Source organism: Pukyongia salina (assembly GCF_002966125.1).
In the GTDB taxonomy this organism is placed as follows: Bacteria; Bacteroidota; Bacteroidia; order Flavobacteriales; family Flavobacteriaceae; genus Pukyongia; species Pukyongia salina.
Genome location: NZ_CP027062.1, coordinates 1,170,720 through 1,192,741 on the forward strand (window position 1 = coordinate 1,170,720; position 22,022 = coordinate 1,192,741).

Here is a 22,022-nt window from a genome sequence, read left to right on the forward strand (position 1 = left end):
GTTCTACGGCGCAGGTTGTGAAGGTAGAATTAAATTTGGCCTTTGCAAGAAAGAAAACCCTGGCCTGATCTGTTTTCATGAAAAGAAGGTAAAATTGTCTTTAGGAATTATTGAAATTCCCTGGCAGCACCATAACAGGCATAAAAAAAACCCCGAATTAACGGGGTTGTAGGTTTTAGAATCCAACTTCTGGATCACTAGCAGAAGGAGGTTTTTTTCTTGTACTTTTTGGATTACCCATCTTTGGATCAGACTCGTTTCGTTTTCTCATCTCTTCGCCAATTTGATTGCTCGCAACAAAGGAAGCGATCATATCGTTGAGCATATTGCTTCCTGCCTGAGGTGAATTAGGCAGCAGAATGAGATTAGTGTTGGTTTCCTCACCAATCGATTGTAAGGTGTCGTAATGCTGAGTTACCACGATCAGGGCCGATGCTTCCTGGGAGTTTATCCCAACATTATTGAGCACATCCACACTTTCCTCCAATCCACGGGCGATCTCACGACGCTGGTCTGCAATTCCCTGGCCCTGTAATCTTTTACTTTCTGCCTCTGCACGAGCCTTGGCGACGATCTTTATCCGTTCGGCTTCGGCCTCATATTCGGCTGCGACTTTCTCACGTTCGGCCGCGTTAATTCGGTTCATAGCGGCTTTTACCTGTACATCCGGATCTATATCTGTAACCAGGGTTTTGATAATGTCGTACCCGTAATTGATCATGGCATCGTTTAGCTCTTGCTTAACAGCTATTGCGATGTCGTCCTTGCGCTCGAACACATCGTCCAATTTCATTTTTGGCACTTCGGCACGAACCACATCGAAAACATAGGATGTGATCTGGTCGTGGGGATTCTGTAGTTTATAAAAAGCGTCGTATACCTTTTCTCGCAGAACCTGGAACTGCACGGATATCTTCAACTTCACAAATACATCATCCTTTGTCTTGGTTTCTACAAGAACATCCAGCTGTTGGATTTTTAAGTTTACTCGTCCCGCGATGCGCTGTACGATAGGGATCTTGAACTGCAGGCCAGAATTACGAATGCTGCTAAACCTACCAAAATTTTCTATTAATGCTGCTGTTTGTTGTTTCACAATAAAAAACGAAGAGAGCAACAGAAAGAATAAAAAGATTCCAAACGGAATCAAGAATATATAAAAACCACCCATATCAATTGAAATATTAAATTAAAAACACCGTTGAAGATACGAATTAAAAGCTACTTTTACTGCCCAAATTTGATACCCCGCTTATGAGTCTAAAAAACCTCACTTTCGTTACTTTCACACTTCTTTTCACATTAAATATTCACGCTCAACGAAATTTCGACAGCTACAACAGGCTCGGACTTCAGGCCGGAATGACAATGTTCGATATCAACACCACAGACCTCACCACTCGCCGCGGGGAGGGCTTTATGGGTGGGTTTACAACCCGAGGCTCCTTTTACGAGGCTTTCGATCTTATATATGGGATCAATTTTTTTAGCAATAACATAGAAATTCTTGCAGTAAATGCCGGTGGAATTAGCCCCCAGCCCATTGAAGAATATCTGGATTACAGCCTACAGGCCGTACAGATCAATTTTCTGGGAAGCCTCAACATAGTTAAACACCACCTAAGCCTGGAATTTGGCCCGGTGCTCAATGTAAACGGAAAGCTTAAGCTAAAAGATGAAGACACCTACGGAAACTATATCCTGGAAAATGACGACCTTATTTTAAGGGCTAACCAGATCGAAGATATTTCCAAAGTAAATTTTCGGGTAATGGGCGGTCTCACTGTAGGACTTGAGAGTTTCAGGTTGTGGGGTCAATACCAGTATGGAGTTACTAATATGCTTAAAAACCTAAATGATAAAGGACTTCCGAAAACAGACTTTAAAGGTAATAGCAGCACTCTTATCTTTGGCCTTGTTTTCTATTTTTAGGCCATAAATTTTATAGCGGCTTTTATCCTTTTCACGCTTTCTGATTTCCCCAGAACAGCAATTATATCGAAAACATCAGGGCCTTTCATCTCACCAACCAGGGCAAGACGTAAGGGCATCATAACCTTTCCAAATCCAATCTCATTATCGCTAATCCACCCCTTTATTCTTTCTGAAATGTTTGGGGCAGAAAAATCCTGAACCTCGTACAGCAGCTCGGTTATTTTCGCTAAAATTTCAGGGCTATCCTCCTTAAATGCTTTTTTCGATGCTTTCTCATCATAACCTGAAGGCGCTTCAAAAAAGAAACTGCCCTGCTCCCAAAGATCCGCAACAAAAGTTGCGCGCTCCTTTATTAGCGACACGATCTTGTTAACATCAAGGATATCCAATCTTTCAGCGGCAATTTCTTTCGGCTTCAACACCTGCTCAACAAATTGTTCGGTTAAAACACCCTCATCCATTTGCTGCAGGTAGTGATGCTGGAACCACTTTGTCTTCTCAGGATCGAATTTCGCACCTCCCTTGTGTACCCTGTTCAGATCAAAAGCTTCCACTAATTCATTTAAGCTAAAGATCTCCTGCTCTGTACCTGGATTCCATCCCAATAACGCCAGCATATTTACTACAGCTTCTGGCAGGTATCCCTCTTCTCTATACCCTGAGAAAGCTTCTCCAGATTTCGGTTTCCATTCCAGCGGGAATACCGGAAATCCTAGTTTCTCACCGTCGCGTTTACTTAGTTTACCTTTTCCAACGGGCTTCATGATTAGGGGGAGATGAGCAAATAGAGGGGCCTTCCAGCCGAAGGCATCGTATAGCATTTGATGTAAAGCCAGAGACGGTAACCACTCTTCCCCACGAATCACGTGACTTATGTCCATAAGATGGTCGTCTACAATATTGGCCAAATGATACGTAGGCATACCATCACTTTTAAACAACACCTTGTCGTCCAGGGTGTTGGTGTCTATGGTGATATTGCCCCTGATGATATCATTGAGATGCAACTCCTCGTCCTTAGGAGATTTAAATCTAATCACGTAAGGCTCTCCCGATGCTATTCTCTTTTGGGTTTCTTCTGAAGTAAGGGACAGGGAATTATTAAGTTTTTCCCTGTTGTGCCAGTTATATATAAAGGTTTTCCCTTTGGCTTCATGGTCTTTTCTGTGGCTGTTGAGCTCTTCCGAAGTGTCGAAAGCATAATAGGCCTTTCCTTCGTCGATAAGTTGGTTGGCGAATTCGACATACAGGTGTTTGCGTTCGCTTTGTCGATAGGGTCCATATGCGCTTTCTGTGCCGGGGCCTTCGTCAAAAGGAATTTGCAGCCATCGTAACGAATCTACTATATAATCTTCTGCACCATCGACAAAACGGCCTTGATCTGTATCTTCAATGCGAAGAATAAAATCCCCCTGATGTTTTTTAGCAAATAAATAATTGAATAAAGCAGTTCTCACACCACCAATATGAAGAGGTCCTGTTGGACTGGGAGCAAAACGCACACGTACTTTCTGAGCCATTATAATTTCCGAATTTGCCTGCAAAGATACAATCTATGGATGCATTTCCACAGCAATTCCAGGAAGCATCACTAAAATTATCGGGATTTGAAATAGGATGTCTTTTCTGAAGAAAATTCCGGCCAGTGATTCTGCAGATTTTTTGGATTGATTTTTGAGGTTTCCTTAACAGAATAAAATTGTATTTTAGGAGTTTCTGAATCTAGGTAGCAGGCACAATGAGCACATTCAGTATAATTCAGCAAAAGCTGGAACAATTCATTAGAAAGTATTACACCAACGAACTTATCAAGGGTGCTATACTGTTCTTTGCTATAGGCTTGCTGTATTTTCTGGTAACCTTACTTGTTGAATATTTTCTTTGGCTGGACCCTTTGGGCCGAACGGTCCTCTTTTGGTTGTTCGTAGGTGTTGAAGCCGCCCTTTTCTTTCGTTTTATTGCCTTTCCGCTGGCACGATTGTTTAATCTTCAGAAAGGGATTACCCATGAAGAAGCCTCACGGATCATTGGAAATCATTTTCCACAGGTGAGCGACAAGCTATTGAATGTAATTCAGCTAAATCAAAATCAACGGGAATCGGAATTACTAATGGCGAGCATAGATCAAAAAGCATCGCAGTTACAACCGGTACCCTTTAAAAGCGCGATAGACTTCAGGAAAAACGCTAAATATTTGAAATATGCTGCTATTCCGGTTGTTATTTTCACCTTAATAAGTGTGTTGGGCGATAAGGATATATTCTCCAGCAGTTATGAAAGGGTGGTAAATTACGACACTGCCTACGAGCCTCCCGCTCCTTTTTCTTTTATCGTTTCAAATGATGAGCTCAAAGCAATAGAGAACAAACCATTTACTGTAAAGATCAGGACCGAAGGCGAAGTGATCCCTGAAAATGCCAGTATAAGTTATAATAACGAAACCTACTATTTACAACAAACAGCTCCCGGGTTTTTTGAATATACCTTCCTTCAGCCATCCAATGCAATCGATTTCAGGCTTCAGGCAAATAAGGTTGTTTCCAGAGAGTATACCATAGACGTGGTAAAAACTCCTTCCATGCGGGCGTTTGAAATGTTTCTCGATTACCCCGCCTATACGGGCAAACGAGATGAGGTCTTAAAGAGCACGGGTAATGCTACTATACCCGAAGGCACTAATGTTTCCTGGCGGGTGAACACCCTTAACACATCGGCCGTAGCCCTGAAAACCAGGGACACCATTATAGAATTTGGTATATCGGAGGCGGAGAAAGGTTCTAACTCTGAACAACAATACGAACACAGCCAAAGAGTTTACCGAAAACTTGATTACGCTATTACAACTTCTAATGAAAATTTAAGAGAGTATGAGAATCTATCATTTACTCTGGGCGTGATCAAGGATGAATACCCCGATATAGAGGTGCAATCTAGACAAGACTCCACCCATACGCAGGTAGTTTATTTCCTGGGGCAGATAAGCGATGATTATGGTCTTACCCGCCTTCGGCTGGTGTATTATCCCATAGGATCTGAGGAAGAGGCACAAACAGCTCCATTGCCGGTAAATAAAACAACTGTAGACCAATTTGTTTACACTTTTCCGGGGCAGTTACTCCTGGAAGATGGGGTTGCCTACGAATATTATTTTGAGGTGTTTGACAATGACGCCATACATAACTTTAAATCCAGTAAGAGTGGCGTTTTTTCCTTTCGGAAGTTAACAAAAGACGAGGCCGAGAACGAACAACTTCAGAATCAGGAAAATACTATAAAGGATCTCAATAAAACGCTGGACGAGCTCAAGCAGCAGGACAAAACACTGGAGGAGCTAAGTAAGATTCAGAAAGAAAAAAAAGAACTAAACTGGAACGATAAGAAGAAGCTTGAGAACTTTATAAAACGGCAGAAGCAGCAGGAGGAAATGATGAAGAATTTCTCTAAAGAAATGAAAGAGAATCTTGAGAATTTTCAGCCGGAGAATGAAGAAAAGGACCCCTTCAAAGAGCAGCTGGAAAAAAGACTTGATGAAAATGAAGAACGTTTGAAAGAGAACGAGAAGCTGTTGGACGAACTGGAGCGGTTGCAGGAAAAGATCGAGAAGGAAGAACTTACAGAAAAGCTGGAGAAACTGGCAAAGCAAAATAAGAACCAGGAAAAGAACCTGGAGCAATTGCTGGAGCTAACCAAGCGCTATTACGTTACTAAAAAGGCGGAAAAATTAGCCGAAGAGATCTACAAATTAGGGGAGGAACAGGAGAAGCTGGCAGATAAGCCTGAAGAGGAAAATACGAAGGAAGCCCAGGAAGAACTCAATGAAAAGTTCGATGAGTATAAGAAGGAAATGGAGGAGCTTCAAAAGGAGAATGAGGGATTAAAATCACCCATGGATATTCCGCAGGACAAGTTGGGCGAAAAGAAAGTGGACGAAGAACAGCAAAAGGCCACCGAAAGCCTTCAGAAACAAGATCAGCAAGGCGCAAAACCGAGTCAGAAAAAAGCCGGACAAAAGATGAAGCAGATGGGGCAGCAGATGCAAGCACAAATGATGCAGGGCCAGATGCAAACCATATCGGAGGATGTAGATATGCTTCGGCAGATTTTGGACAATCTCGTTGTTTTTTCTTTCGAGCAGGAAGCGCTCATGGAAGAATTCAAAGTAACAGATTACGGCAATCCTGTATTCGGTAAAAAATTAAATGTACAGAACGACCTAAAGCTGAACTTCCAGCATATTGATGATAGTTTGTTCGCCTTATCTCTACGGCAGCCATTAATAAGTGAAGTTATAAATGAGTCTATTACCGAGGTGCAGTACAACATCGATAAAGCCATGGAACGCCTGGCCGAGAACCAGATGCGGCAGGGAATATCCAATCAACAATACAGTGTTACTGGCGCAAACGAGTTAGCGAATCTGCTTAGCGATCTGCTCAATACAATGCAAAATCAGATGATGATGCAGGGCCAGGGACAAGGTCAGGGTCAGGGACAAGGGCAAGGCCAGGGGCAAGGTCAGGGACAGGGATTTCAACTCCCCGACATTATAAAAAAACAAAAAAGCTTGTCTGAACAGATGCAACAGGGAATGGGGCAAAAACCCGGTAAGGCTGGAGAAGGCGAAGGCGAAGAAGGCGGTGAAGGGAAAGGCGAGAATGGTGAAGATGGAAAGGAAGGAAATGACGGAAAGGGCGATGGTGAACAGGGTGGAGAAGGAGGAAAATCCGGTGATGGCAAAGGAGGAAATAATGGTGGCGGCAATGGAGACAGTGATGGTGAAGGAGGCGAAGGTGATAATGAGGACATGAACGGTTTATTGTACGAAATTTATAAAGAGCAGCAACAGCTTAGGCAGCAATTGGAAGATAGATTGAGCAAGGAAGGATTAAAAGGGAAAGGTGGCGATATCTTGCGAAAAATGGAAGGTGTGGAGCAACAACTATTGGACAAGGGCTTTAATCAAAGAACCCTGCAACAAATGTTGAATTTACAGTATGAATTGCTGAAACTCGACGAGGCGGATTTTGAACAGGGACAGGAGAGCAGAAGAGAATCTGAGACTAATAGGACGAAGTACCAGAACACACTTCGCCTTAGCCCCGAGGAAATTAAAAAGTACTTCAATACTACCGAGATCCTTAACCGTGAAGCACTCCCACTCAAACCGGAGTTTAAGGAAAAAGTGCAGTCTTATTTTAAGAAGAATAATGGTTAGTTTTTATTCTGAAAATGATTTTTCCTTATCAAATGAAAAGGATGTTACTGGCTGGATTGGTTCTGTGATAACATCCGAAGGCTGTGAAGAAGGAGAGATTACATTTGTTTTTTGTGGCGATGAATATTTACTAGATTTAAATCAAAAGTATTTAGATCATGACACCTATACCGATATTATTAGCTTCGATTATTCCTTAGGAAAAGAACTACACGGAGAGATCTATATTTCTACAGACAGGGTAGCAGAAAATGCGACCAGTTTCAAAGTTTCATTCACAGACGAATTGCATCGTGTTATTATTCATGGGATCCTGCATTTGTGCGGTTACAAGGATAAATCTTCACAGGAGGAATCTATGATGCGTAAAAAGGAAAATGAGGCGCTAAGTTCTCGTAATTTTGTCTAGGGGCTTGATATTCAGGTTTTTAAGTCTTTAACTCCCTGATTAATAGTTATTTAACTATCTTTGCGCACTATTTTTTATAATTTATAATGTTCCACGTGGAACAAAGAGCAACAATGTTTGAAAAGGAATATGATGTTATTGTAGTTGGGGCCGGGCATGCAGGATCTGAAGCGGCAGCTGCAGCAGCCAACATGGGCTCCAGCACCTTATTGATAACTATGAATCTGCAAAATATTGGACAGATGTCATGCAACCCTGCTATGGGCGGAATTGCAAAAGGCCAGATAGTTAGAGAGATCGATGCGCTGGGCGGATATAGTGGGATCATTTCAGATAAAACGGCAATTCAGTTTAAAATGCTGAATAAGTCGAAAGGACCTGCCATGTGGAGCCCCAGGGTTCAGAGCGACAGAATGCGTTTTTCCGAAATGTGGAGATTGATGCTAGAACAAACACCAAATTTGGACTTTTACCAGGAAATGGTGTCTGGTTTGTTGGTGGAGAATAACAGGATAGTTGGGGTTAAGACTTCTCTTGGATTGGAAATAAGATCTAAAACAGTTGTGCTTACCAATGGCACCTTTCTAAATGGACTAATACATATAGGTGAAAAGCAATTTGGTGGCGGACGCGCAGGAGAAAAAGCGGCAACAGGAATTACTAAGGATCTTGTTGAGCTTGGGTTTGATGCCGGTAGAATGAAAACCGGAACCCCACCAAGAGTGGACGGCAGATCATTGGATTTCTCTAAAATGATCATTCAGCCCGGTGATGATGACCCTCAGAAATTTTCATACCTTGACATCACCCAGCCTCTTAAAGAACAGCTTGCTTGCCATATGTCTTATACTTCCGAAAAGGTTCATGATCTATTAAGGGAAGGTTTTGACAGATCACCTATGTTCAATGGAAGAATTAAAAGTATTGGCCCCAGGTACTGTCCGTCGATAGAAGACAAGATCAACAGATTTGCCGATAAAGACAGACACCAATTATTTGTAGAACCGGAAGGGTGGAATACGGTAGAATATTATGTAAATGGATTTTCCACCTCCCTCCCGGAAGATGTGCAGTTTAAAGCATTAAAAGAATGTGACGGTTTTGAAAACGTAAAATTCTTTAGACCGGGATATGCGATAGAATACGATTACTTTCCCCCCACACAACTTAAACACACCCTAGAGACGAAACTCGTAGAAGGATTATTCTTCGCCGGACAGATCAATGGAACTACCGGTTACGAGGAGGCAGCCTCTCAAGGATTGATGGCGGGCATGAATGCGCATTTAAAAGTAAAGGAGAAGGATCCTTTTATCTTACAGCGAAATGAGGCCTATATTGGAGTTTTAATAGACGATTTAATCACAAAAGGCACGGAAGAGCCTTATAGAATGTTTACGTCACGTGCAGAATATCGAACCTTGTTAAGACAGGATAATGCAGATTTCAGACTTACACCTCGCTCTTTCGAGTTGGGGCTCGCTTCAGAAGAACGGATGAGGACCATGGAAAAGAAGAAAGAACGATCCGATGCATTTGTGCGCTTTTTTAAAGAAACCAGTGTAACCCCCGAAGAGGCTAATCCGTTATTGAAGGCTAATAATTCGGCAGAAGTGAAGCAAAGCGATAAGATGTTCAAATTGTTTTCTCGTCCTGAGATGGACATGGAAGACATGAAGAAAATTAAAGCTGTTTCAGAATATATTTCAGAAAATAACCTGGATACAGAAGTGCTTCAACAAGCAGAGATTCAGATTAAGTACGCGGGTTATATCGAAAAGGAGAAAAACAATGCAGATAAGTTAAATCGACTTGAGGGGATTAAGATCCCGGCCAATTTCGATTATACCAAACTTAAATCCCTTTCGTATGAGGCTATGGAAAAGCTGAAGGCCATACAACCGGCTACGGTTTCACAAGCCAGCAGAATAAGCGGAGTCTCCCCCAATGATATTTCAGTATTATTAGTTTATATGGGTCGTTGAACAATTGTTCCACGTGAAACATTTTAAAAGAATTAAAACTTGGAACGAGATAATTTAACCGAATATCTATCTACAAAGGATTTTCTCGTTACCGGAGAAACATTCCACCTGATGTACGATAAGGAGCTGGATATGCTTTGTACATCGCCACAACCTAACTCTGAAAATTTGAGTCGGTATTACGAAAGTGACGCCTATATTTCCCACACCGATTCTGGCAGAGGTTTGCTCGCAATGCTCTATCAAACCGTTAAAAAATATTCCCTTAAGAAAAAAACAGGGCTCATAAAAAAAATTAATAAGAAGCCAGGATCTTTACTGGATATTGGCGCGGGAACTGGTGCGTTTTTATATGCTGCAAAAAAGAATGGATGGAAAATAGATGGGGTAGAGCCCAACGAAAAGGCGAGAGATTTAGCAACTGAGAAAGGAATAGAATTGTTACCCGCCCTGGATGATATTGAAAATAAGCAGTACGACGTTGTAACCCTATGGCATGTGTTGGAGCACCTCCCGGATCTAGACAACGTTGTTGGTAAAATTTCAGATCTTGTGAAGCCGGGTGGAAATCTTGTAATTGCCGTACCCAACTTTAAATCGTACGACGCAAATTATTATAAAGAGTTCTGGGCCGCCTATGACACACCCAGACATCTGTGGCATTTTTCGAAAATTGCGGTGAAGAAAATATTTAAAGAAGATTTTCAATTGATAGAATGCAAACCCATGATGTTCGATTCGTTTTATGTAAGTCTGCTGTCTGAGAAATATAAAAACGGACGTTCATTTTCCCTAGGCGCAATTTTCACAGGTCTGCGGTCGAATCTTAGAGGCTTTAGGACCAAAGAATACTCTTCGCACATTTATCTCTTCAGAAAACATCAATAAGGCCATTTTAAGCCATTTTAAGCGCATTTTGTTATATAAGCGGATAGGAATGAGGAGAAGTTTGAAATGCAGGCTCAAAGCCTGTAATTTAGCCCGCTTTAATATAGATAGAAACTACCCAATACAATTTAACGATAAGTTTATCTTATACCAGCTCCTTTTTATGAATGAGCCTGGTTAGCTTGATCGAAAGATCACTAAAAATAATCTTTGCGTTTCCATTTCTTTCAATATGATAAATTGCCTCTTCCAATTCGTGCATGATCTCGAATATGTTATTCTGATGCACAAAAGGGGCAAATTTATCCAGGGAGAAGGATTCTTTTTCGGCTTCGAAATAAAGCAGAGAATCTGCCGAATAATTCTTTAACATCGCCTGGCGGAAAACCTCTATACAATACGAAAGGAACTTCTTTTGGGTTTCACGCCCCTGAGAAGCCAGATGCTCGCTCCATATTAACAGCTCACTAATTGAGGATTTGTTACCCTTGGCCTTGAACGCCATCCGAACCCAGCTAACAAACCAGTTCTCGAACTCAAGATCGTCTGCGTTGTGTTCAAGTATATGAAGCGCCTTGTTGTAGTCGCCGGCCGATCTATGTGCAATCCTCCTGGCCAAATTTAACTCAACTCCTTTTATATCAATTAGTTGCGTAGAGATGTCTTCTTCAGACAACAAGGGAAAATAAAGCTTTTGGCAACGCGAATGAATAGTAGTAAGCAGTGATTCTTCATTTTCGGTAAGGAGAATCAACACTGTTTTTTCTGGTGGCTCTTCTACGATCTTTAGGATCTTGTTAGAGCAGGCTGTATTCATTTTTTCAGCCATCCAGATGATCATGATCTTATATCCTCCTTCGTAAGATTTAAGGGAAAGGGTTTTCATCATCTCGGAGGCCTCATCTACATTAATGGTCCCTTGTTTGTTCTCTATTCCCAGTAGTTGTAGCCACTCAAATAGTGAGCCGTACGGATTGGCTTTAACAAACTCCCGCCATTCCTCGAGGAACTGATTGGAAACGGCGTGTTTTTTTACAGTATTAGTAGTATTGACCGGAAATATAAAATGTAGATCAGGATGTGTGAGTTTTGCTACCTTATTTTCACATGCAATGTATTCAGGGCTTCCTTTTTCGTATCGCGCGCATAATAGTGCCCGGGCGTAAGCAATAGCCATAGGTAGCAGACCACTCCCCGTATTCCCCACAAATAGTTGAGCGTGCGGCACACGTCCGTTCTCGATCGTTTTACTGAAGTAGTTTTTTAGATGATTATGGCCAATGACTTCCCTGAACTCCATACGCAAAACTACACTTTTTTTACTTCGGAAAGTAAGCCCCGAATGAACTATATTTGTGACCTCAATCTCACCTCATGAAAACAGTAAACGACGTTAATTTTAAAGATAAGAAAGTATTAATTCGTGTAGATTTCAATGTCCCGCTCAACGAGGCTATGGAAGTAACAGACGACACTCGTATAAAAGCTGCTAAACCTACCATTATCAATGTGCTGGAGAGTGAAGGCAGCTGTATCCTGATGTCACACCTGGGCCGTCCTAAGAACAGGGAGGATAAATTTTCTCTGAAACATATTGTAGACGCCGTAAGCGATGTTTTAGGAGTGCAGGTTAAATTCGTTGAGGATTGTATTGGTGAGAAAGCCGAAGCGGCAGTTGCCGAGCTTGAATCTGGTGAGATCCTGCTTTTGGAAAACCTTAGATATTATGAAGAAGAGACCAAGGGAGACCGGGAGTTTGCAGAAAAACTTTCCAAACTGGGAGATTATTACGTAAACGATGCGTTTGGTACTGCCCATAGAGCCCACGCCTCAACGGCTATTATTGCAGATTTCTTTCCCAATTCGAAATGCTTTGGGCTCCTACTCGCTTCCGAAGTAGAAAACCTTAACAGGGTTCTTAGGTCTGGCGATACCCCGGTAACCGCAATTATTGGCGGTGCTAAGGTTTCCTCGAAGATCACCGTGATAGAGAATATACTTGATAAAATAGACCACTTAATCATTGGTGGCGGAATGGCGTTTACGTTCATCAAGGCTCAGGGAGGTGAGATTGGAAGCTCTCTGGTTGAGGATGATAAGCAGGATACTGCCCTGGACATCCTTCGATTGGCAGAACAAAAGAATGTGAAGGTGCATCTGCCTTCCGATGCGGTAATAGCCGATGGCTTTAGCAATGACGCCAACACCAAAATAGCTCCGGTAAATGCGATCCCCGATGGTTGGATGGGCCTGGATGCCGGACCAGACACCAACGCTACTTTTGCAGACGTGATCGCAAACTCTAAGACCATTTTATGGAATGGCCCCGTAGGAGTTTTCGAAATGGAAAAATTTTCTAAAGGGACCATTGCGTTGGGGATGGCTATTGTCGAGGCTACCGGGAATGGGGCTTTCTCGCTCGTTGGCGGAGGCGATTCGGTAGCCGCCGTGAAGAAATTTCAAATGGACGAGAAGGTGAGCTACGTATCTACGGGAGGCGGAGCCATGCTTGAAATGCTGGAAGGCCGAACCTTACCGGGGATAGAAGCTTTATTAAAATAAAGACCGCATCCTCTTCGTTAGAGTATGGCGACTGTGTTAAAAATTTGCCCAATCGCCTCATTTATGTATTTTTAGAAAAATTTTTATGCAGCCCAATCGCACAATTTTTATGAAACCTACTTTATTTCTCCTGATGTTTTTTTGCTTCGGAAGTTACCTGTCCTATAGCCAGGAAGGGCGATCTCTGGATTCACTTCAGAAGAAAACCATACAGATAACAGATTCCATCACCATCCCGGTTAAAGTGGGCGATCTCGTAGAAAATACTGTTGTTACCAACATGAAGGACACAGTGGTTTTTGCTCTTAGCGACATGGAATCTGCAAGACTAATAGATAGTTTATGGCTGAAGGAACTGTACAGCACCGGGCGTTTTGAAGAGATGTATGGCGCCATTTTAAACGAAGATTACAGCCCGGTTGAATACGAAGAATTACCTACAGAGGTATTAAAACAACGCCTTGAGGAACTCAACGCCCGAACCCCTTTCAATGTAGAATATAATCCATCCCTGGAAAGTGTTATTAGAGGGTATTTAAAGAATCGCCGCAGGACCATGGCAAAACTAATGGCCTTGAGCGACTACTATTTCCCAATGTTCGAGGAACAGCTTGACAAACACGGCCTGCCACTGGAAATGAAATATCTAGCCATCGTAGAATCTGCCCTGGATCCACGCGCAAAATCGAGGGTTGGCGCTACAGGATTGTGGCAGTTTATGTACAGTACCGGCAAGATGTTTGGCCTGGAGGTGAATTCGTATGTTGATGAACGATCAGACCCCATTATGGCTACTGAAGCTGCCTGTAAGTATCTGAAAAGTCTGGAAAAGAGTCTTGGCGACTGGGATCTTGCCCTGGCAGCGTATAATTCGGGACCCGGGAATGTTTCCAAAGCACTAAGAAGGGCTGGGGGACATACCAATTACTGGAATATAAGGCAACATTTACCAAGGGAAACAGCTGGTTATGTACCCGCGTTTCTGGCGACCATGTATATCTTCGAATATGCCGAAGAACATGGTTTTAAAAGCAGCGGCCCTCAGTATCCCTATATAGCTACAGACACCGTACGGGTTAAGAGCATGATAGGGCTGGACCATGTGGCAAAGGTGACAAATCTTGATCTAGACGAACTTACTTTCCTTAATCCTTCTTACAAAAACCAGATCATCCCGGTTGTGAAAGACGAAGATTATGTGCTGCGTTTACCGGTGGATGCGATAGGTAAATTTGTTGCTAATGAGGAAGCTGTATATGCCTATGCAGCTGCCGAATTTAATCAGCGCGAAAAGCCGTTACCACAATTCTTCGAGCAATCCGATCGTATTCGATATCGTGTACGAAGCGGCGATTACCTAGGTAAAATAGCAAGCAAATACGGGGTTACCGTTAACCAGATCAAGCGATGGAACGGTCTACGCAGTACACGTCTGCGTATAGGGCAGCGTCTTACCATCTACCCCAGAGGCGGAGGGCCTAAAACATCCACTACTACTAGCACGGCGAGTGCTACGGCTAAGTCGGGAGAACAAACTTACACCGTAAAGAACGGCGATTCGTTGTGGAGTATCTCTCAAAAATTTCCGGGAGTTACCGTAGAGAATATCAGAAAATGGAACGATATTAGCGGTAACAAATTAAAACCGGGGATGAAACTTAAGATTCAGAAAGGCTAATTTCCCCATAAACATGCTTAGATGAAAATTTTACGATTTGCCCTTATAGGGCTTATTTTTGCATTGTCTTCTTGCGAGAATTCCGCAAATCAGAATGGCTATTTGTTAAAATCACTGGGGAACATCAACACTCTTCAGGTGATTATTGAAAACGACCTTTGGAATGGTGAAGTGGGAGAAGAAATACGAAGCTACTTTGCTGCCCCTGTGGATGGACTTCCACAAGATGAACCGCTGTTTTCCATGAATCAGATGCCTCCTTCCACCTATACGGATTTCGCCAGAAAATATCGCACCTTCCTGCATGTTTCCATAGGCGATTCCACCGGGGTTGCTATCAAGACAAATCCATACGCCAAGCCGCAAACAGGAGCTTTTATCGTTGGGAAAGATGCTGAAGATATTAAGAGATTACTGGAGAAGAACTATCAACAGATCATCACTGCCTTTAAGGCTTCGGAAATAAAAGAAAAACAAAGAAGGATTAAGATCTCCCTAAAGAAAACAGACTCCCTCAAGAAACATTTCGGGGTGAGTTTACGGGTGCCTTCGGCCTACCGTACAGCCCTGGCCAATGAGGATTTTATCTGGTACCGAAAGGCATTAAAATCGGGAGAGACGAACATTATAGTATACGAAGTGCCACTTGGCCTAATACGAAGTGACAGCACTAGCGTAGCAGACATTATAAAGATCAGAGACTCTATTGGAGGGGATTATATGCCCGTTGAAGAAGGCGGCAGATTTATCACCGAAGCGGCTTATGCCCCATATATATTTAAAACAAATATAGACGGTCACTTTGCCTACGAAACCAAGGGAATATGGGAAGTAAAAACCCAATTTATGGGAGGCCCGTTTATAAATTATGCCGTGCGGGATTCGGTAAACAACAGATATCTTATCATAGAAGGATTTGTATATGCCCCGGCTACCGGGAAGCGGGATCTTCAGTTTGAGTTGGAAGCCATTTTAAGATCCCTGAAGTTCGAATAAAAAAAGCCGGTCTGATTCATTACAGACCGGCTTTTTAATATCTCGTAGAAGGAAAATTATTCCTCTAATTTCTTATCGTTAGGATCTTCTTTCGAAGCCTCTTTAAACTCCTTAATTCCGCTACCAAGGCCTCGCATTAATTCCGGGATCTTTCGTCCTCCGAAGAGTAGTAAAACAATCACAACAATAAGTACAATCTGCCATGGGCCAATCGCAAGGGGTAAAAATAGTGCAGTCATCTTTAAGAAATTTATAAGACAAAGGTAACAAGAATTCCTTAGATACAACGTTTTCAGGGTAAGTTTAGCATACTCCCTGGACGTTTAATTATATTTGCAATCGAAGATAAACCTCAATATGGCCGACAAAGATAAACGGACAAAAAAAATTAAACGGAAACTACTGCATAAGTATCGTCTGGTAGTTTTAAACGAAGACACCTTCGAAGAGCGGTTCTCTTTCAAATTGAACCGGCTGAATGTGTTCGTTTTCAGCACTATATTTGCAGTTTTCCTTATTGCCGGCACCACCTTGCTTATCGCCTTCACGCCCTTAAGAGAATACATTCCGGGCTATTCATCTACTTCTCTAAAGCAGCGTGCTACAGATCTAACGTACAAAACAGATTCCCTGCAACAAGTGATCAATATCAATGAAAGTTACCTGGCATCCATACGAAAGGTACTCACCGGGGATGTAAAAACTGTCGATTTCAATAAAGATTCTATTCTGGAACTTGCCAGTAGAACTCCCGGCGGAGTAGACCTGGCGCCTTCTAGGGAGGATTCCTTACTACGCGAAAAGGTAATGCAGGAGGATAAATATAACCCTCTGGCCGATCCCGGATCTGTTAAGATCGTATTGTTTCCACCGGTAAAAGGAACTGTTTCTGAAGGGTACAACCCAAAAGTAAAACACTATGCCGTCGACATAGTCACCGCCAAGGACGCCCCCGTGAAAGCAACGGCCGATGGAACGGTGATTTTTGCCGAATGGACCGCCGAAACCGGTTATGTGATCATACTGGAACATAGCAATAATCTTATTTCGGTCTACAAGCACAACGCATCCCTGGCCAAAGAACAAGGGGAACTTGTAAAGGCTGGAGAAGTAATTGCTACTGCCGGAAACACAGGCGATCTAACCACCGGACCTCATCTTCACTTCGAATTGTGGAGTGAAGGATACCCGCTGAATCCGGCTAATTTTATAGATTTCGACTAGAACTTTATGTCAATAAAAGCCTTTGCTGCCAGGATCTTCGCCAACCATATTGCTAAACGCAATAAGAAATGGTCGTCGCGACCCATTGAAACCCAGGAAAAGGTCTTCAAAGACCTTATTTCGCAGGCATCACTTACTGTCTTTGGGAAGGATCATCAGTTCGGGCAAATTAAAACCCACAAAGACTTTGTAAAACAGGTGCCTATTAGGGATTATGAAGAGCTTAGGCCCTATATAGACAGGGTTGTAGCCGGGGAGGAAGATGTTCTATGGCCGGGAAAACCAATTTACCTCGCTAAGACCTCCGGAACTACATCCGGCGCCAAATACATACCCCTTACCAAAGCCTCGATGCCAGGACATATGAAAGCCGCCAGGGACGCCATCCTCGCCTATATACACGAGACCGGAAATACCGCCTTTGTGGATGGTAAAATGATCTTCCTGCAGGGGAACCCGGGCTTAAAGGAGCAAAATGGGATAAAACTGGGGCGGTTGTCGGGTATTGTGGCACATTACGTACCCTCTTATCTACAGAAGAATAGATTGCCTTCCTGGGAGACCAATTGTATAGAAGACTGGGAAAAGAAGGTGGATGCCATTGTGGAAGAAACCCGCAATGAGAATATGACAGTAATAAGCGGCATCCCTTCCTGGGTTCAGATGTATTTTGAAAAGCTAATCCAGGTGTCCGGGCAAAAAGTGGGAGACCTGTTTAAAAACTTCAGTCTCTTCATCTATGGAGGCGTGAATTACGAACCCTACAGGGCTAAGTTTGAAGCATTAATAGGACGGAAAGTGGATAGTATCGAACTGTTTCCCGCCAGTGAAGGTTTTTTTGCTTACCAGGATAAACAGGAAGAAAAAGGCATGCTGCTTTTGCTGGATTCGGGGATATTTTATGAATTTGTTGAGGCTGAAAAGTTCTTCGATAACAACCCTCCCAGGCTCACCCTGGAAGACGTTCAATTAGGTGTAAATTATGTAATGATCATCTCTACCAACGCCGGTCTTTGGGGATACAACCTTGGAGATACCATACAATTTACTTCATTAGAACCCTTCAGGGTCATCGTTTCGGGAAGAATAAAGCACTTTATTTCTGCCTTTGGTGAACATGTGATCGGGAAGGAAGTGGAAGAAGCCATGCAACAGGCAATCTCGGCGCATGGGTTCAGCATTACTGAATTTACCGTAGCTCCTCAAACAGACCCGGCAGACCTAGGGCTTCCGTATCATGAGTGGCTGGTTGAATTTGAAACAGAACCTGCCAACTTAGAGGCAATTGAAGCTACTTTAGACCAGCAAATGCAGGAGCAGAACAGCTATTATTTCGACCTTATTAAGGGTAAGATCCTTAGGCCGCTTACAATAAAAACATTAAAGAAAGATAGCTTTAATTTATTGATGAAGAGCGAAGGAAAACTAGGAGGTCAGAACAAAGTACCGAGACTGTCTAACGACCGTAAAATAGCGGAGAAGTTGTACCAATTGCAACCATAAATAAGTACTATCTTTGCAGCCGAATGAACCCATCAAGAACACATAAACGAACAAGAGCCCAGGAAAGTTCGGGAGCCATAGAACGCATGTATATTACTATGCGACACCTTTTCAACCGTGGCTTTTACAAGCCTATGGGTATCTCGGGGGAGACGCTGCGCGAATCGCTGCTTATTTTAAGCCCCGAGATCTACGGATCCATTTCAGAAGAAAAAATTGAACTGGAAGGGCTTCTTTATGTGATCGATCGTCTCCCTTATGGAATCGAGGAATGCAGATTTATCAATCTAACATCGGATGAGGGCTACAAAAACTCGCATTTTAAGCCAATTATCCCGGCCAAGCGCCGCCGTAACTGCTACCGGATCGACGAGGAGCAAATGAATATAGAAATTACCCGTGGTCGCTCTGAGATCTACGATATTCTTACGCACTTAACCTTCCTCTATATCGAATCTCATAAGATCATGAAACAGGTTTTGATCAATGATAACGGAGAGGTGATAAGGGACTGGAAGAAACTGGAGGAAGCGGTGCTTGTTAAGAAGGAACTAACAAAGAACGACAAGGAAATAGCCCTTACCCATACAGCGAATTTCCTAGGAAGGACCTTCGAGGAGGTGAATGCCATCTACCCGTTATTTGAGTGTGAAGGCATTAAGAATCGCTTTCTTAACATCATCTATTATCTGGGAAAACGGGCCATGGAAGAGGTTCTTGAGGATAATCAGCGATTAATTACCTTCAGTCCGGTTTTAAGGGAACGCCTTGGGCATCATATTCACGGGGAACAATGGGCGCTGAAAGTAAAGAAGACCTTGAATGATAAAGGATTGTTGGCCCGCCCGCTACACATTATTAGTGCGAATATGCACTCCGTACAGAACAGCCTGTTTGCTAAGAAGGCTCTTGCTTCGGAATTTAAGAACGAAAAAGAGATAGCGATATTTGAAAAGCTTAGCAACCCTAAAAGCATAAAATTACAGCAAAAAGTTGCTAAATATGCCCTGGCAAACGGCATGTCGTATATTGAAGATGACTCCGGCGCCAATATCAATGTCCAGATCTTCGATTCGAATTATTTTTATGAGAATTCTCAGGGACTTGACCCTGAAGAAATGCCCGTGATCATAGTTATGGACTATGCCTTTGGAGAGCAGGCGTATGAAACCATGGACGAATTGTTAAAACCCTATAATAATAACGGTATAAAGCAGTTACTGAAGGTGGTATCCATTTCCATTATGGGTAAAGCGGGAATCTTAAGCGGTAAAAAAGGAGATATAATGATCCCCACAGCACATGTTTTTGAGGGAACGGCAGATAATTACCCATTTAAAAACAAATTGAAAAAATCTCATTTTGACGATGTAGATATCACCGTTTGTGAAGGAACCATGATCACGGTAATGGGGACTTCCTTGCAAAACAAGGATATTTTGAAGTTTTTCCATACTTCAACCTGGAATGTTATTGGCCTTGAAATGGAGGGCGCTCATTACCAGAAAGCAATTCAGTCTGCCTCAAAGATTAGGGGAAGTATTAGTCCGAAGGTAGCAGTACGCTATGCGTACTACGCCTCGGATAATCCATTGGAATCCGGAAGTACTCTGGCTTCGGGTGGTTTGGGAACCGCGGGGGTAAAACCTACCTACGCCATAACGGAAAAAATGTTAAAACAGATTTTAGTTTAATCTAAAAATATATTTTGAATCACGATAACATATTGATTACAGGGGGAGCAGGCTTTATTGGCTCTAATTATGTCACCTATTTATTGGAATCCACTTCGGCAAATGTTTTTGTGCTGGATAAGCTAACTTATGCGGGTGATATGAGAAATCTGGACTCGGTTGCCGGCTTATCCAACTATCATTTCATTCAGGGAGATATTTGCGATAAGGACTTCATTGAAGAAATGTTCAAAAAACACCAATTCGACCAGGTGGTACACTTCGCCGCCGAATCTCACGTGGATAATTCTATTAGCGGTCCTGCAGCCTTTATTGAAACGAACATTGTAGGTACCTTTAATTTGCTTCAGGCCTCCTATAAAACATGGATGGAGGGACCGGGTAAAGCAAAAGAGGCTTTTAGCCATGCGCGTTTTCTGCATGTTTCTACCGATGAGGTATACGGCACCTTGGGAGAAACAGGGCTATTCACAGAAGAAACACCGTATGCTCCCAATAGCCCGTATAGTGCCTCCAAAGCTTCTTCAGATTTTATAGTTCGCAGCTACTATCATACCTATCAGTTACCTGTGGTTACTACCAATTGTTCGAACAATTACGGCCCTAACCAGCATAAGGAGAAGTTAATTCCAACCATAATACGCAAGGCCCTGGCGGGAGATCCAATCCCCATTTATGGCGATGGCACCAATGTAAGAGACTGGCTTTATGTGTTAGATCACTGTAGAGGGATTAAACTGGCAGTAGAAAACGGAGAGTTGGGTGAAACTTATAATATCGGTGGCCGTAATGAACGAACCAATCTCTATATTGCAGAGACTATTTGTAACTTATTGGACCAATTAGAACCGGCCGAAAAGCCGTATAAAGAACAGATCTCCTTTGTAACCGACAGGCCGGGGCATGATTTCAGATATGCTATCGATGCTTCAAAAATTGAAAATGATCTGGGGTGGAAAGCCGATGAGAATTTCGAATCGGGCATCTTAAAAACCATCGAATGGTATCTAAAACACAAGGAAAGACTATAAAAAGATGAAAGGAATAGTACTGGCCGGTGGATCCGGAACCCGATTGCATCCCATTACACTTGCCATAAGCAAGCAACTCATGCCTGTTTACGACAAGCCAATGATCTATTACCCTCTCTCTACCCTCATGTATTCGGGCATCAGAGAGATATTGATCATTTCCACGCCACAGGACCTGCCCTTATTTAAAAAGCTACTCGGGGATGGAGCCAAGTATGGTTGTTCGTTCCAATATGCTGTACAAGAAGAACCGAAGGGCCTGGCGGAAGCCTTTATTATTGGGAAGGATTTCATAGGCAAGGACAAAGTTGCACTTATCCTTGGTGACAATATTTTTTATGGGTCTGGTTTGAAGGAACTCCTCATATCCAACAACGATCCGGACGGTGGGGTGATCTACGCATACCATGTTCATGATCCTGAACGATATGGGGTTGTAGAATTTGATGAAAACGGGAAAGCCCTGTCTATTGAAGAAAAGCCAAAGCACCCAAAATCCAATTTTGCCGTACCGGGGATCTATTTTTACGATAATTCGGTAGTAGATATAGCTGCTGGCATAAAACCCAGCGCCCGAGGGGAACTTGAGATCACCGATGTTAATAACGAATATCTAAAAGCAGGCAAATTAAGCGTGAGTATCCTCGACAAGGGTACTGCCTGGCTGGACACAGGAACTTTCGCTTCGTTAATGCAAGCCGCTCAATTTGTAGAGGTTATAGAAGAACGCCAGGGTCTTAAAATTGGTGCAATTGAAGAAGCTGCATACGATATGGGTTACATTACAGCAGATCAGTTAAAAAAATTAGCTAAACCATTGTTGAAAAGTGGTTACGGCAAGAACCTTTATCACGGAAAGTAGTTTTGGAAAAGATAGAAACTCCCTTAAAAGATTGTTTTAT

At 42.7% G+C, this 22,022-nt stretch carries 17 protein-coding genes; 13 read left to right on the forward strand and 4 right to left on the reverse strand.

The window, feature by feature from the left end:
- Nucleotides 1–175: 175 nt before the first annotated feature.
- Nucleotides 176–1,171 carry an SPFH domain-containing protein gene (locus C5O00_RS05230; RefSeq protein ID WP_105215557.1) on the reverse strand — a complete coding sequence of 332 codons (996 nt, stop codon included), beginning with the start codon at nt 1,169–1,171 and terminating at the stop codon, nt 176–178.
- Between the two features lie 83 nt (nt 1,172–1,254).
- On the opposite strand from C5O00_RS05230, the gene C5O00_RS05235 reads away from it, so the two are divergent.
- On the forward strand, nt 1,255–1,932 hold the full coding sequence (locus C5O00_RS05235) for a hypothetical protein (RefSeq protein ID WP_105215558.1): 678 nt from the start codon (nt 1,255–1,257) through the stop codon (nt 1,930–1,932).
- Here C5O00_RS05235 and gltX read toward each other — a convergent pair.
- Complete coding sequence (gene gltX / locus C5O00_RS05240) at nt 1,929–3,455, reverse strand: glutamate--tRNA ligase (RefSeq protein ID WP_105215560.1); 1,527 nt, start codon at nt 3,453–3,455, stop codon at nt 1,929–1,931. The genes C5O00_RS05235 and gltX overlap by 4 nt on opposite strands.
- Before the next feature lie 218 nt (nt 3,456–3,673).
- Between gltX and C5O00_RS05245 the strand changes: the two genes are divergently transcribed.
- From C5O00_RS05245 to C5O00_RS05260, 4 genes are all read left to right on the forward strand, one after another.
- On the forward strand, nt 3,674–7,150 hold the full coding sequence (locus C5O00_RS05245) for a DUF4175 family protein (protein WP_105215561.1): 3,477 nt from the start codon (nt 3,674–3,676) through the stop codon (nt 7,148–7,150).
- Nucleotides 7,143–7,559 (forward strand): rRNA maturation RNase YbeY, encoded by a 417-nt coding sequence (gene ybeY / locus C5O00_RS05250; protein WP_105215563.1) that lies wholly within the window; start codon nt 7,143–7,145, stop codon nt 7,557–7,559. Before C5O00_RS05245 ends, ybeY begins: the two co-directional genes overlap by 8 nt.
- A 113-nt stretch (nt 7,560–7,672) precedes the next feature.
- On the forward strand, nt 7,673–9,544 hold the full coding sequence (mnmG, locus tag C5O00_RS05255; protein ID WP_105217577.1) for a tRNA uridine-5-carboxymethylaminomethyl(34) synthesis enzyme MnmG: 1,872 nt from the start codon (nt 7,673–7,675) through the stop codon (nt 9,542–9,544).
- Nucleotides 9,545–9,583: 39 nt separating this feature from the next.
- Entirely contained in the window at nt 9,584–10,432 is an 849-nt protein-coding gene (locus tag C5O00_RS05260; RefSeq protein WP_244593030.1) for a class I SAM-dependent methyltransferase, read from the forward strand.
- A 145-nt stretch (nt 10,433–10,577) separates the two neighbouring features.
- Here the strand turns inward: C5O00_RS05260 and C5O00_RS05265 are convergent, their stop codons facing one another.
- Nucleotides 10,578–11,732: a DNA polymerase III subunit gene (locus C5O00_RS05265; RefSeq protein ID WP_105215565.1), complete on the reverse strand. Its 1,155-nt coding sequence runs from the start codon at nt 11,730–11,732 to the stop codon at nt 10,578–10,580.
- Nucleotides 11,733–11,806: 74 nt separating this feature from the next.
- Between C5O00_RS05265 and C5O00_RS05270 the strand changes: the two genes are divergently transcribed.
- From C5O00_RS05270 to C5O00_RS05280, 3 genes are all read left to right on the forward strand, one after another.
- On the forward strand, nt 11,807–12,994 hold the full coding sequence (locus tag C5O00_RS05270; protein WP_105215567.1) for a phosphoglycerate kinase: 1,188 nt from the start codon (nt 11,807–11,809) through the stop codon (nt 12,992–12,994).
- 109 nt (nt 12,995–13,103) lie between these two features.
- A complete protein-coding gene (locus tag C5O00_RS05275; RefSeq protein WP_105215569.1) occupies nt 13,104–14,672 on the forward strand; it encodes a lytic transglycosylase domain-containing protein in 1,569 nt (522 codons plus the stop codon).
- Nucleotides 14,673–14,693: 21 nt separating this feature from the next.
- Entirely contained in the window at nt 14,694–15,668 is a 975-nt protein-coding gene (locus tag C5O00_RS05280; RefSeq protein WP_105215571.1) for a DUF4837 family protein, read from the forward strand.
- A 56-nt stretch (nt 15,669–15,724) separates the two neighbouring features.
- On the opposite strand, the gene tatA is transcribed toward C5O00_RS05280, so the two are convergent.
- The gene (gene tatA / locus C5O00_RS05285; RefSeq protein ID WP_105215573.1) at nt 15,725–15,907 is read right to left on the reverse strand and encodes a twin-arginine translocase TatA/TatE family subunit; all 183 of its coding nucleotides are present in this window, start codon (nt 15,905–15,907) and stop codon (nt 15,725–15,727) included.
- A gap of 118 nt (nt 15,908–16,025) precedes the next feature.
- On the opposite strand from tatA, the gene C5O00_RS05290 reads away from it, so the two are divergent.
- The 5 genes from C5O00_RS05290 to rfbA are packed head-to-tail and all read left to right on the forward strand — an operon-like array spanning nt 16,026 to nt 21,982.
- Complete coding sequence (locus C5O00_RS05290; RefSeq protein ID WP_105215575.1) at nt 16,026–16,892, forward strand: M23 family metallopeptidase; 867 nt, start codon at nt 16,026–16,028, stop codon at nt 16,890–16,892.
- Nucleotides 16,893–16,898: 6 nt separating this feature from the next.
- On the forward strand, nt 16,899–18,395 hold the full coding sequence (locus C5O00_RS05295) for a GH3 auxin-responsive promoter family protein (RefSeq protein ID WP_105215577.1): 1,497 nt from the start codon (nt 16,899–16,901) through the stop codon (nt 18,393–18,395).
- Between the two features lie 23 nt (nt 18,396–18,418).
- Nucleotides 18,419–20,089, forward strand: coding sequence for a DUF6909 family protein (locus C5O00_RS05300; RefSeq protein ID WP_105215579.1), 1,671 nt, complete (start codon nt 18,419–18,421; stop codon nt 20,087–20,089).
- A gap of 14 nt (nt 20,090–20,103) precedes the next feature.
- A complete protein-coding gene (gene rfbB, locus C5O00_RS05305) occupies nt 20,104–21,120 on the forward strand; it encodes a dTDP-glucose 4,6-dehydratase (RefSeq protein ID WP_105215581.1) in 1,017 nt (338 codons plus the stop codon).
- Nucleotides 21,121–21,124: 4 nt separating this feature from the next.
- Nucleotides 21,125–21,982, forward strand: coding sequence for a glucose-1-phosphate thymidylyltransferase RfbA (gene rfbA / locus C5O00_RS05310; protein WP_105215583.1), 858 nt, complete (start codon nt 21,125–21,127; stop codon nt 21,980–21,982).
- Nucleotides 21,983–22,022: the final 40 nt, after the last annotated feature.